This is a genomic window from Achromobacter sp., assembly GCF_032113835.1.
GTDB lineage: Bacteria > Pseudomonadota > Gammaproteobacteria > Burkholderiales > Burkholderiaceae_B > Achromobacter.
This window is the reverse complement of sequence record NZ_DAMCTG010000004.1, coordinates 120,930-133,029: the sequence shown is the minus strand read 5'-3', so window position 1 is coordinate 133,029 and position 12,100 is coordinate 120,930. Positions and strand designations below refer to the sequence as shown.

At 70.6% G+C, this 12,100-nt stretch carries 9 protein-coding genes; 8 read left to right on the top strand and 1 reads right to left on the bottom strand.

The annotated features are described in order from the left end of the window. Window positions 1-8: 8 nt before the first annotated feature. Window positions 9-2,636: a carbohydrate-binding family V/XII gene (locus RT697_RS03130; protein ID WP_313696950.1), complete on the bottom strand. Its 2,628-nt coding sequence runs from the start codon at window positions 2,634-2,636 to the stop codon at window positions 9-11. Window positions 2,637-3,047: 411 nt separating this feature from the next. Between RT697_RS03130 and RT697_RS03125 the strand changes: the two genes are divergently transcribed. From RT697_RS03125 to RT697_RS03090, 8 genes are all read left to right on the top strand, one after another. Continuing rightward, window positions 3,048-5,330 carry a phage tail sheath subtilisin-like domain-containing protein gene (locus RT697_RS03125; RefSeq protein ID WP_313696949.1) on the top strand — a complete coding sequence of 761 codons (2,283 nt, stop codon included), beginning with the start codon at window positions 3,048-3,050 and terminating at the stop codon, window positions 5,328-5,330. Window positions 5,331-5,397: 67 nt separating this feature from the next. Then, a complete protein-coding gene (locus tag RT697_RS03120; RefSeq protein ID WP_313696948.1) occupies window positions 5,398-5,922 on the top strand; it encodes a phage tail protein in 525 nt (174 codons plus the stop codon). A 12-nt stretch (window positions 5,923-5,934) separates the two neighbouring features. Next, the gene (locus RT697_RS03115) at window positions 5,935-6,660 is read left to right on the top strand and encodes a hypothetical protein (RefSeq protein WP_313696947.1); all 726 of its coding nucleotides are present in this window, start codon (window positions 5,935-5,937) and stop codon (window positions 6,658-6,660) included. Continuing rightward, window positions 6,657-7,475 carry a hypothetical protein gene (locus RT697_RS03110; RefSeq protein WP_313696946.1) on the top strand — a complete coding sequence of 273 codons (819 nt, stop codon included), beginning with the start codon at window positions 6,657-6,659 and terminating at the stop codon, window positions 7,473-7,475. The genes RT697_RS03115 and RT697_RS03110 overlap by 4 nt, the downstream gene beginning before the upstream one ends. Beyond that, entirely contained in the window at window positions 7,472-8,764 is a 1,293-nt protein-coding gene (locus RT697_RS03105) for a DUF4255 domain-containing protein (RefSeq protein ID WP_313696945.1), read from the top strand. Before RT697_RS03110 ends, RT697_RS03105 begins: the two co-directional genes overlap by 4 nt. Next, complete coding sequence (locus RT697_RS03100; protein WP_313696944.1) at window positions 8,761-10,704, top strand: ATP-binding protein; 1,944 nt, start codon at window positions 8,761-8,763, stop codon at window positions 10,702-10,704. The genes RT697_RS03105 and RT697_RS03100 overlap by 4 nt, the downstream gene beginning before the upstream one ends. Further along, window positions 10,701-10,943 (top strand): hypothetical protein, encoded by a 243-nt coding sequence (locus RT697_RS03095; protein WP_313696943.1) that lies wholly within the window; start codon window positions 10,701-10,703, stop codon window positions 10,941-10,943. Before RT697_RS03100 ends, RT697_RS03095 begins: the two co-directional genes overlap by 4 nt. Window positions 10,944-10,950: 7 nt before the next feature. Beyond that, window positions 10,951-12,099 (top strand): DUF4157 domain-containing protein, encoded by a 1,149-nt coding sequence (locus RT697_RS03090; protein ID WP_313696942.1) that lies wholly within the window; start codon window positions 10,951-10,953, stop codon window positions 12,097-12,099. The last annotated feature ends 1 nt before the right edge of the window (window position 12,100 follow it).

Below are 12,100 nucleotides of genomic sequence, written 5' to 3'. Positions count from 1 at the left end.
GGACGGGTTCAGCGCCGGAAACCGCCGCCGCCCCGGAACCCGCCAAACCCGCCAAAGCTGCGCCCCTCCATCCCGCGGCCCTGCCAGCCGCCCTCCCCGCGTCCCTGCCACCCGCCGTCGCCGCGTCCCTGCCAGCCGCCGTCGCTGCGGCCTTGCCAGCCGCCCGCGGAATCGCTCATCCGGTTCTGCCAGCCGCCGCCATATGCATCGTCCGTGTGCGGCGTCGAATAATCGCGCGCCTGGCGCTGCGAGTTCAGATAGCTGGACTGCGCGTTCGGCTGAACCGGCTGCCAGCCCGACGACGTGTGCTGCTGCCAGCCGTTGTCGTTGTGATCGTAGACATTGCCATTGTGGTCCGCATACACGTTGCCGTTGTTCCACGCCGCGCCGCTGCCGGTGTTGCGGTTGTACGTGGCGCCGCGCCGGTCGACGCTGTCGGCGCCCTGCCCCGCGGTGCCGGTCGCGCTGGCGGCGGAATAGGTCGTGCGGCCGGTGTCGGCGTTGGTGCGCACGTTCTGCCGGCCCGCGGCCCATTGGCCGTCGTCGTTCTCGACCGCGCCCGCACGGCCCGCACCCGATGCGCCCGTGACCGGATCGGTGTAGGCGCCCCGCCGTCCCGCCGCGGCATTGCCCGTGTACTCGTTGTAGGCCGCGCCGCGCGTGCCTTCGAACGCCGCGCCGGTTTGCGGGTTGTAGCCTTCGGCGTGAGCGCCCTGCCACTCGGTGCCCGTCCAGCCGTTCCAGCCGGCCGCGTGCGTGACCGTGCCGGAACCGCCCCAGGCGCCGTAGACATCGACCTTGTTGACATCCACGCCGCCCCAGTAGGGCGCGCCGTAGTACGGCCCCCAGTACGGCGCCGCGCCGCCCCAGGCCTCGGCGGCGGCAAACCCGAAGGCGAAGCCCGCAGCCGAATCGAAAGCGGCGTTGTAGCCGTAGCTGGGCGGATAGCCGACCCAGGTGTTCTGAACGATCGTGGGCGGATAGGAATAACCCGTGCCGTACACGACGGTGCCGTCCGGCGCGACGACAACGCCCATGTAGCCGGGCGAATAGCCGAACACCACGCTTTGCGGCGTGGCGCCGTAGACCTGCACATAGGTCACGTAATGCAGCGGCGAACTGGCGGGAATCGCGTAGATAACTGCCGGCACATGGTCGGCCACGCGCCACGGCCCGGTGGGCGAATCCGACACGAACCACACCGCGTTCGACAGCGCGTAATAGCGGCCTTCGGCCTGGATGACCGGCACCGGCGAGTTGGCCGCATAGTGCAGGGGCGTGCCGTCGATGGGCCGCAGCACCGGCGCGCCGCCGGCGTATTCGACCTGCAGCTTGGCGGCGCTGCGCGAGACGGTGGCGGTTTGCGGAATGGTGGATGCAATCACGGCTTCTCGCGCCTGCGGCGTGCCAGGCACGGAAACCAGCACCCCGCCCTGCGGATCCTGCGGCGGAATGCGCGCGAAGTCGCGCGGCAGGTCCTTGCCCGGCACATACGACCACGGCCCTTCGAGCCGCGCGCCGCGGAACCAGCGGCCGGACACCAGCAGGTAGTAGCGGTTGTCGCCCGGGTTCATGAACACGGCATGGTCGGCGTTGGTGACCGACAGCAGCGACGTGCCGGACACCGGCCGCAGCTCGGCCTGGCCGATCGTGATCAGCAGTTCGGCGGGCACGGTCGACACTTCGATGTCGGGCGCGCGGTGCGGCGCCTTGCCGTCGTGCGGCATCAACGGGTCTGCCGCCGGCCCCCGGCGCGCGGCGTCGGCCGCCGCCAGCAGCGCGGAAGACGGTTGCGCAACGGTGCGCCACGGCCCGTTGATGTCGCCCGCTTCATACCAGTGGCCCGCGGCCTGCAGGTACAAGCGCCCGGCGTTGTCGCCCAGGATCAGCGCGCGGGTGTTGACGACGCGGCGCCAGCCCTGCGTGTCGGGCAGTTGCGTCCACGCGGGCGGGCCATCCACCAGCACCAGGATCGCCGGCACCGTCCGGTAGATGATGCGCGGCGGCGTGTTGTTCACCGGCACGGCCTTGGCGGCCGGGTTGTTCTGCGACAGCGCATAGCTCAGCTGCAACGCGTCCAGCGGCGTGACCACGCCCTTGGCGGGAATGCGGGCTTCGAGTTCGCTGCGCAGGCGCGCGGCTTCTTGCGGCGCGGTCGGCACCTGCACGCGTTCGATGCGGATGTCCGACAGACGCACCAGTCCGGCGGGTTTGTTCACGTCGGCACGGGCGGAGAATTCGGCCACGCCGTAGGTCGGGTTGCCCTTGGCCGGCCCCACCGCGACCGCCATGCGGCCGGTGAGACGGTCGGCGGTCCAGGTGTCGATCTGCGGTTGGTAAAGCTCGACCCGCTTGCCGTCGGGTGCGGTGAAGCTGCGCGGCCACTGCAACGCCCGCGCGGCGGACGTGTCTTGTTGGCCGGCGCCTTGTTGCGCGGCAGCAGTCTGGGCCGAGGGGGCTGACTGGGACTGGCCTGCGTTCTGCGGCTGCGCCGCAGCGCCGAACGCCAGCGACGTTCCCGCGGCCACGCCCAGGACGACGCGCGTGACGCGCAGACGGCGGCCGGCATCACCGGGGGTGGCAGGCAGGCGGGAAAACCAGTCATGCGAATGCAGCAATCGGGACACGTAATTCATCTCACGCTCCTTAAGGTTCAGGCCGCCTGCCAAACCGGCTTGGGCGTTGCGCCGCCGGGTTGATCGCGAGCGGTGCCGCTTCGGGTTATACGCCAGCGGGCCTCGGTGTTCAATGGTCTTTAGACCCACGCTGCCCAGCCTTGAATAAGCAACAGATCGTTAACGCCGTTAAAAAGCTGTTGATCGCATCAGGCAGAACTTCTATAACTCGTTCCTACCAGGGCTTGCTGCTTTTGCCCGATTGCCTTTCCGCTGCAATCCAACTAGAGCGGCGCAACGCCCGCCAACCCGCGCAAGCCTCGCGCGAATCGCCAGCCTTTTCCTGCCCGTCTCCCGTGGCGCGCTGGCGGCTCTCTAAGCCTCTCCTGCGGCTAGGACATCGATCCTGACAGCCGCGTGAAGGAGCAGCTCATGGCCCTTACCCTGTCCCATCCCGGGGTTTATATCCAGGAAATTCCCAGCGGCGTTCGCACGATTGCCGGGGTTGCGACATCGGTCGCCGCCTTTCTGGGCGCGGCCCCGCGCGGCCCCGTCAACAAGGCGGTCCGGATATTCAGCTTCTCCGACTATGAACGCGCCTTCGGCGGACTGGCCGACGATTCCGAGCTGGGCTATGCCGTGCGCCAGTTCTTCGTGAACGGCGGCACGGACGCCTGGGTCGTGCGCGTGGTCAAGGAAGCGTCGCCCGCGCAGCGCACCTTGCGCAGCGCAACAGCGGTGGACGTGCTGACGGTGCGGGCGCTGGATCCGGGCGTGTCCGGCAACAGCATCCAGGTTCGCGTGGACTACGCCACCGCCGTGCCCTCCAGCACCTTCAACATCCAGTTCATCCGCGGCAGCGACGGGCGGGCGGAAAGCTACGCCAACGTCTCGTTGAACGCCAAGGATCCGCGCTATCTGCTGGATCTGGTGCAGGGCGTATCGCAGCTCGTTCGCCTGGAGCGGATGCTGTCGCAGGGCGCGCTGGATGCGCTGCCGGCGGGCACCAGCGTCAGCGGCGCGCTGGGCGACGTGCAGACGCTGCTGGATGCGACGCACACCGATTTCCGCGTGGCCGTGAACGGGCTGGAGCCCGTGGGCGTCAGCATCGCGTTGCCCGGCGACATTGCCGGCGGCACCGCGACGCAGCGCCTGACCGCGCTGGCTGCCGCGATCCAGGCCAAGGTGCGCGCGCAGGCTCAGGGCCGGCCGGCGCTGGCGAACTTCACCGCCGCGCGCAACGGCAACACGCTGGTGATGACGTCCGGCGCGGGCGGCGAAAACGCCAGCGTCCGCGTGCTGCCGGGCGCGCGCAACAACGCCGCCGGCGTGCTGATGCTGGGGTCGCTGGCCGGCGGCATCGAAACCGACGGCGCGGCCATCATCCGCCCCGCGCCCACGCCCGATGCGGCGACGCTGACCAGCGATGCCTTCGGCGCGACCGACCTGGACGCGCTGCCCGACGCCACGCACACCAGCCTGCGCATCACGCTGGATGGCCTTGGACCGGAACTGGTCAGTCTGGGCGACGCCACCGCCGCAGGCGGTTCGCTGGCCGCCAAGCTGGAAGACGTGGCGGCGCGCCTGCAAGCCGCCGTGCGCGCGCTGCGGCCCGGCACGCCCGCGTTCCGCGACTTCACGGCCCGTGTGCAGGGCAGCACGCTCGTGCTGGCAAGCGGTTCGCGCGGCCTGGGCTCCACCATTGCGGTCGCGGCCGCGCCGGCCAACGACTTGGCCGCCTCGCTGCATCTGCTGACCGGGGCCGTCGCCTCGCCGCCGCCGGTCGATGCGTTGCTGGAAGGCGGCACCGAAACGCCTTACGGACCGGACGACGTCTATGCCGCGTTCATCGGCAGCCGCGCGCTGCGGCAAGGGCTGTACGCGCTGGAAGACGCCGACATCTTCAATCTGCTCTGCCTGCCGGCCATCACGCACAGCGGCGTGCTGGCCGATGCCGCGTCGTACTGCGAAGAGCGGCGCGCCTTCATGATCGTGGACGCACCGCCCACGGCGACCGATCCGGCGGCGATGGTGGCCGTGGCGAACGGCACGGCGCTGCCCAAGTCGGATCACGCCGCCGTCTACTACCCGTGGACGTTCGTGTCCGATCCGCTCAAGAACGGCAAGCCGCGTCTTGCGCCGCCGTGCGGCACCGTCGCCGGCCTGTACGCACGCACGGACGGCAACCGGGGCGTGTGGAAGGCGCCCGCGGGCACCGACGCCAACCTGACCGGCGTCATATCGCTGGCCACGACGCTGACCGATGGCGAGAACGGAAGCCTGAATCCGCTGGGGGTCAACTGCCTGCGCACGTTCCCGGTGTATGGCGCGGTGTGCTGGGGCGCGCGCACGCTGCGCGGCGCGGACCAGCTCACCTCGGAATACAAGTACGTGCCGGTGCGGCGCCTGGCCCTCTACCTGGAAGAATCGCTGTACCGCGGCACGCAGTGGGTGGTGTTCGAGCCCAACGACGAGCCGCTGTGGGCGCAGATACGCCTGAACATCGGCGCGTTCATGAACACGCTGTTCCGCCAGGGCGCGTTCCAGGGCAGTTCGCCGCGCGAGGCCTATCTGGTCAAGTGCGACCGGGAAACCACCACGCAGGACGACATCAATCGCGGCGTGGTCAACATCCTGGTGGGGTTTGCGCCGCTCAAACCCGCCGAGTTCGTCGTCATCAGCATCCAGCAACTGGCCGGCCAGATACAGGCCTGAGCCCGGCCCGCGCCGGCGCCGCACGCGGCCCGGCGCGTTTGCCGACCACGGTTACCAGGAGATTGCCATGGCGCAGTTCACCGTCAATCCGCAGCGCTTCGATCCGTACAAGAACTTCAAATTCCGGGTGAAGTGGGATGGCCGCTACGTGGCCGGCATCAGCAAGGTGTCGGCGCTCAAGCGCAGCACCGAAGTGGTCGAACACCGCGAAGGCGGCGATCCGTCCAGCGGGCGCAAATCTCCTGGCCGCAGCAAGTTCGAGGCGGTGACGCTGGAGCGCGGCGTCACGCACGACCGCGAGTTCGAGCAGTGGGCCAACAAGGTGTGGAACTTCGGATCGGGCCTGGGCAGCGAGGTGTCGCTGAAGAACTTTCGCAAAGACCTCATCATCGAGGTCTACAACGAAGCCGGACAGCTCGTGCTGGCCTACAAGGTGTTCCGCTGCTGGGTGTCGGAATACCAGGCGATTCCCGATCTGGACGCGAACGCCAACGCGGTCGCCATCCAGACCATCAAGCTGGAGAACGAAGGATGGGAGCGCGACTACGAAGTCGCCGAGCCATCCGAACCGAGTTTCGTCGAGCCGGCCTGATGGAGCGCCGCGATGAACGCCCTGATCGAATCGCAGATTCTTGCGCTGTGGGAGGCGGGCCGTGACTGCCCGCCGATAGACCGCGGCCTGCGCGCGCTTGCCGTGGCGATGCCTGACGTGGATGTCGCGTCACGGCCGGTCGGATGGCGGAACGTGACGCTGCTGCGCCTGCGGCAAGCGACGTTCGGGCCTCGGCTGGCGGCGTGCGCCGATTGTCCGGCGTGCGGCGCGGCGATGGCGTTCGACCTGGACGTGGCCGCGCTGCTGGAGACGGTGTCCGCGCCGCCGGCGCGCGCGTCGGCCGAGCCCATGTTCGACGCGCATGGCGCGGCGTGGCGTCTGCCCAGCAGCCGCGACCAGGCGCAGGCCGCGATGGCCCCCGACAGCGACGCGGCGCTTGCGCTGCTGCTGCGTGCGTGCCGGGTGGGCGCGCCGCCCGACGCCCGCCTGCCGCAGGGCGCTGCGCTGGACGACATCGAAGCGCGCATGGAGGCGCTGGACCCCGCCGCCAACATCGAGCTGTCGTTGCGCTGCGCGGACTGCGCACACGCGTGGACGGTGGCGCTGGACGCCGACGCCTGCATGTGGGACGACATCAGCCTTTGCGCGCGCGGACTGCTGCGGGATGTGCATCGTCTGGCGCGCGCTTACGGCTGGAGCGAACCGCAGGTGCTGGCGCTGGGGCCGGCCCGGCGCGCCGCGTATCTGGAACTGGCCGACGGCGAGGCGCTGCCATGAGCGGCTTCCTGCGCCAGCTTGCGAGCCGCAGCGTGGGCGCGGCGCCGCGTCTGCGTAGCGCGCCTTCGCCACGGGCGTTGGAGGTTGCCGCGACCGTTGCGCGTGATGCATGGCCGGGGGATGCGCCGGCGCTGAGGGCCGCACAGGGGGAATCGGACGCGCACGTCCAGATCGCCAGGGACGACGCGGAATTCGGCGGGGCGAACCTGGCGCACACGCCTTTGCGCGCAGCGCGAATTGCGGGGTATGGCCAGGCTGAGCGGATCGTCGAAGCGGCCGGCGCGAATGGACCGGACGCTTCGCAAGTCACACGCGCGCATCACGGGCATGCCAATGTGCAGACGCCGTTCGCCGACGCGGACATGCCTGCGATGGACCCCGTGCAAAGCAAGCAAGAGCCGCAAGACACGCTCTCGCCGGATCACCGCTCGCGCGAGCTTCTATCCGGCGATGCGGACCATGATGCGGCCGAAGGTCGGCAAACCCGCCCCGCAGCCATGTCGCCAATCACCCGCCTCTATCCGGCGGCGGCATTCGAGGCGCATGAGGTCACTGACAGTGCCGCCCCATCTGCCCGACACGACCCGGCTTTGGCTTCCGACGCGCGTGCGCTCCCAGAACGCCAAGCGCACACCCCACGCAGCGACGCAGCCCCCCGCCTCCCCGCGCAGTCTCCCTCCCTACCCGACGTCCACATCACCATCGACCGCCTTGAGGTCGCTCCCCCGCCCCAGCGCGCGGTCCCCGCCGCCCCGCGCTCCTCCGCGCTGTCGCTGCGCGCCTACCTGACCGCCCGACGCGCGGGGCTGCCATGAGCAACGCGCTGGCGATCGCGGCGGTGACCGCCGTCATCAAGGACCTGCTCGACTCGGGCATGATCGACCACGCCGTCACGGACGCGTTGGGCGCGGGCGTCAAAGTGTCCGCGCTGGCGCCCGATGCGGTGTCGCTGGACAACCAGGAAGACCCGCAGCTGAACCTGTTCCTGCATCAGGTCACGCCGAACGCCGCGTGGCGCAATGCCGCGCTGCCATCGCGCGATCCGGCAGGCGACCGCATCGCCAATCCGCCGCTGGCCCTGGACCTGCACTATCTGCTGACCGCGTATGGCCGCGCCGAGTTGCAAGCGGAAGTGCTGCTGGGCTACGCGCTGCAGTTGCTGCACGAGTCGGCCGTGCTGCCGCGCGAGGCCGTGCGCCGTGCGCTGGATCCGGACGTGGTCGACGGCGCCATCCTGCCCACGGTTTACCAGAGCCTGCGCAGCGCGGACCTGGCCAGCCAGATCGAACTGTTGAAGATCACGCCCGCCGCGCTGGGCGCCGAAGAGATGTCGCGCCTGTGGTCCGCGCTGCAGGCGCACTACCGGCCGACCGCCGCGTTCCAGGTGTCGGTGGTGCTGATCGAATCCCGGCGGCCCGCGCGCGGCGCGCTGCCGGTGCTGACGCGCGGCGAGGCCATCCCCGGCAGGCCGCGCGACCGGGGCGTGCTGGTGTTCCCCGGCCTGACGCCGCCGCTGCCCACGCTGCTGTCCGTGCAACCGGCGGGCAAGCAGCCGGTTGCCGTGCCGGGCGGCGCCGTGACGTTGTTGGGCCATCATCTGGACGGCCTGGCGCGCGCCGTGACGCTGCGCCATACGACGCTGGACGCCGAACGCAACGTGCCCGTCGAGGCCGGCACGGACGCCTGGTTGCGGCTGACGATGCCGGCGGACCTGCCCGTCGGCGTGTACCGCGTGCATGCCACGGTGCAGGCCAGCGACGCCGGCCTGCGGCGCGACAGCAATCAGCTGGCGCTGGTGCTGGCGCCCGAACCCGTGCTGCCGCCGACCGCCGCCACGCGCAACGCAGGCACGGTGCGCATCACGCTGGGCATCGCGCCGCCGCTCTTGCCCGGCCAGGCGGCCAGCCTGCTGCTGGGCGACCGCGAGCTGCCCGCTGAACCGGCCACCGCGCCCGCCAGCGCGCTCATCTTCGAATGGCGCGACGCGCCGCCCGCCGGCACGCGCTTTCTGGCGCGGCTGCGGGTGGACGGCATCGAAAGCCCGCTGGTGGACCGCGAAGCGGTTCCCGTCCGATACCTTGACCGCCAGATCGAGCTGCCATGAACGCGCGCGCGCCCACCGACTGGATCGAAGCCAACCAGCAATTGCTGGCCGCCGAGTTCACGCGGCTGCGCACAAGACTGCGCAAGCCGGGCAGCCGGCCGCCGCGCCACGGCGCGCAGCAGCTTGCGCAGGCGCGCGCCGCGCTGCATGGCGACGCGGCCATCGACCAGTTGACGGCCACGTTCGGCCTGTCGGCGTTCGAGCGCGACCTGCTGCTGCTGTGCGCCGGCATCGAGATGGACGCGGTGCTGGCAGACCTCTGCGCCCACGCGAACGGCCGGACCGGCAGCCAGCGCCATGCCAGCTTCGCGCTGGCGCTGGCCGAGCTGGAGGGCGCGCATTGGAGCGCCCTGTCGCCGCAGCGCCCCTTGCGCCGCTGGCGCCTGCTGGACGTGGACGACACGGCGGACCTGAGCACCGCGCGGCTGCGCATCGACGAACGCGTGCTGCACTACTTGGCCGGCCTGAACGAACCCGACGCGCGCCTGCGCCCGCTGTTGCGCCCGGCGCTGCCCCTGCCCCACACGGCGCCCGCGCACGAGGCGGCGGCGCAGCAGATCGCCGCGCAGGTCGCGGCGGCGCAAGGCACGCCGCTGCCGGTGTTCGTGCTGGAAGGCGATGACCCCGGCGCGCAGGAAGACGTGGCGGCGCGCGCCGCGCACGTCGCGGGCCTCGCGTGCCTGGCGCTGCAGGCCGAGGACGTGCCGGCGGACGCCGCCGAGCGCAATGCGATCCTGACGCTCTGGCAGCGCGAGGCCGTGCTGCTGGGCGCCGCGCTGTACCTCGACGCCTCGGATGGCCTGACGCCCGCGGCGCGGCATCTGGTGGAACAGGCCGGCGGACTGTGCTTCGTGGGCGTGCGCGAGCCGGTCACGCTGCGCGCGGCCTCGCGCCCGTACGCGGTGTCCCGCCCGCAAGAAGCCGATCGCAGAACCCTGTGGCGGCAGGCGCTGGGGCCGCAGGTCGCTGCACGCGTGGGCGATGCCGTGGATCAGGCGGCCAGCCAGTTCGGCCTGGACTCCCGAACCTTGCAGCGCACCGCCACCGCGCTGGCGCCATCGCTACAGGAGACCGACGCCGATCCGGCCGCGGTGCTGTGGCAAGGCTGCGCGCAGGCCAGCCGGCGCAAGCTGGACGGCTTGGCCCAGCGCCTGACACCGGCCGCCGGCTGGGACGATCTGGTGCTGCCCGACCCGCAACGCGCGGTGCTGCGCCAGATCGCCGCGCATCTGCGCCAGCGATATCGCGTCCATCAGGATTGGGGCTTCGCGGCCGCGCAGTCACGCGGCCTGGGCCTTGCCACCCTGTTCACCGGCGAAAGCGGCACGGGCAAGACGATGGCGGCAGAAGCCTTGGCCCGCGAGACCGGACTGGATCTGTACCGCATCGACCTGTCCGCCGTCGTCAGCAAATACATCGGCGAGACCGAAAAGAATCTGCGGCGCCTTTTCGAGGCCGCGGAAGACGGCGGCGCGATCCTGCTGTTCGACGAGGCGGACGCGCTCTTTGGCAAGCGTTCGGAGGTCAAGGACAGCCACGACCGCTACGCCAACATCGAAATCAGCTACCTGCTGCAACGCATGGAGTCGTACCGCGGCCTCGCGGTGCTGACCACTAACCTGAAATCCAACCTGGACAGCGCCTTCCTGCGGCGGCTGCGCTTTGTCGTGCAGTTTCCGTTTCCTGACCTGGACCAGCGCGCGCGGATCTGGCGCGGCGTGTTCCCGGCCGCCACGCCGACCCGCGATCTCGATCCGCGCCAACTGGCGCGCCTGAACCTGACGGGCGGCAGCATCCGCAACGTCGCGCTGAACGCGGCCTTCCTGGCCGCAGACGCCGGCACCGAAGTCACCATGGCTCACGTGCTGCAAGCCGCGCACGCCGAAGCCGCCAAACGGGAACGGCCGCTGGCCGATGCCGAAACGAGAGGATGGCCATGAAATCCGCAATTCACCTGCATATCCGCGCGCTCAGCCTGCCGAGCCATGACGCGGCCCAACGCAATGCGTTCGTAGCCGCCCTCGTCCACGAGCTGGTCCGGCGCGCGGCGCTGAACGGCGGCGCGGCCACCGATGCCAACGCGGAGCAGGTGCGCACCGTGGCCGACGGCGCGCAACCGGCGCAGACCGGCGCGCAGGCGGGCCGCGCCATTGCCGACACGTTTCATCTGAAGCATTGAGCGTGCCATGAGAACGTCCTTGTTCACGCCACGGCCGGACACCTCGCCGCCGCGCTCGCGCCTGGTGATGCGGCGATGCGCCTGCGGTTGCGGCGGCAAGTCGAACTGCGCCGCCTCGCCGTCTTCCGGCCGTGCAAGCGCAGCGGTGCCCGAGCAGGTCGAGGACGTACTGCGCAGCGCGGGCCAGCCGCTGGCCACCGCCGACCGGATGGAATTCGAGCGGCGCTACGGCCACGATTTCGGGCGCGTGCGCATCCACGCGGATTCGCGCGCCGCGGATTCTGCACGCGCGCTGGATGCGCAGGCCTACACCGTCGGCCCGCATGTCGCCTTTGGCGCCGGCCGTTACGCGCCGGGCACACGCCAGGGCCGCGACCTGCTGGCGCACGAACTGGCGCACGTCGTGCAGCAGCAGGGGCGCTACCGCCCCGGGTTGCCGCTGGAACTGGGGCCGTCGCACTCGCCGCAGGAAGCGGAAGCCGACCGCGCCGCGCACAGCCTGTCACGGCCCACGGCGGCGCCGGGCGTGGCACAGACCGTGCAGCGCGCCGGCATGGGCGACCTGCGCGTGGCCGAAGCCGAGGCGCGCAAATGCCCCGCCACGCACACCATGCCGGATGACGTGTATGACGCGGTCAACGAGGCCTGGTCCAAGTCCGGCCACGGCGGCGACACCGTGCAGGAGCATGGCGGGCGCATCGTGTCGGACAAAGACGGCAAGCGCGGAATCCGCACGGGCTCGGGCGGTGGCGGCAGCATCAGCCTGCCCGCCGAGAAGAAGGGCGACTACACGCTCGGCACCTTCCACACCCATCCCTACAGCAAATCGGAGAAGTCGAAGCTGGGCGTGGCGTTTTCGGGCGGCGACGTGGCCAACTTCATGGCCGGCAATCAGGGCTGGGTGAAGTACGTGGGCGCCGGCAGTTGCAACTACGCGCTCAACATCCAGGACTACGAGGCCGTGTACGACTGCCGCAAGCGCAACGTGGACTTCAAGACGCGCTGGAACGACGCGTTTGCCGCCGCCACCGGCACGTTCCAGGCCAAGGTCGAGACCGCCGTGCGGGCCTCGATCGACGGCTGCGGCATCTGCTTCTATCGCGCCTGCCGGCCTGATGAGGCCAGCGCCGTGCCCAAGAACATGAACCTGATCTAGG

Bases quoted from the DNA above. Each gene is read 5' to 3' on its own strand.
- RT697_RS03110 (WP_313696946.1), top strand. From the start codon at position 6,657: ATGAGCGGCTTCCTGCGCCAGCTTGCGAGCCGCAGCGTGGGCGCGGCG.
- RT697_RS03095 (WP_313696943.1), top strand. From the start codon at position 10,701: ATGAAATCCGCAATTCACCTGCATATCCGCGCGCTCAGCCTGCCGAGC.
- RT697_RS03120 (WP_313696948.1), top strand. From the start codon at position 5,398: ATGGCGCAGTTCACCGTCAATCCGCAGCGCTTCGATCCGTACAAGAAC.
- RT697_RS03130 (WP_313696950.1), bottom strand. From the start codon at position 2,636: ATGAATTACGTGTCCCGATTGCTGCATTCGCATGACTGGTTTTCCCGC.
- RT697_RS03105 (WP_313696945.1), top strand. From the start codon at position 7,472: ATGAGCAACGCGCTGGCGATCGCGGCGGTGACCGCCGTCATCAAGGAC.
- RT697_RS03100 (WP_313696944.1), top strand. From the start codon at position 8,761: ATGAACGCGCGCGCGCCCACCGACTGGATCGAAGCCAACCAGCAATTG.
- RT697_RS03115 (WP_313696947.1), top strand. From the start codon at position 5,935: ATGAACGCCCTGATCGAATCGCAGATTCTTGCGCTGTGGGAGGCGGGC.
- RT697_RS03090 (WP_313696942.1), top strand. From the start codon at position 10,951: ATGAGAACGTCCTTGTTCACGCCACGGCCGGACACCTCGCCGCCGCGC.
- RT697_RS03125 (WP_313696949.1), top strand. From the start codon at position 3,048: ATGGCCCTTACCCTGTCCCATCCCGGGGTTTATATCCAGGAAATTCCC.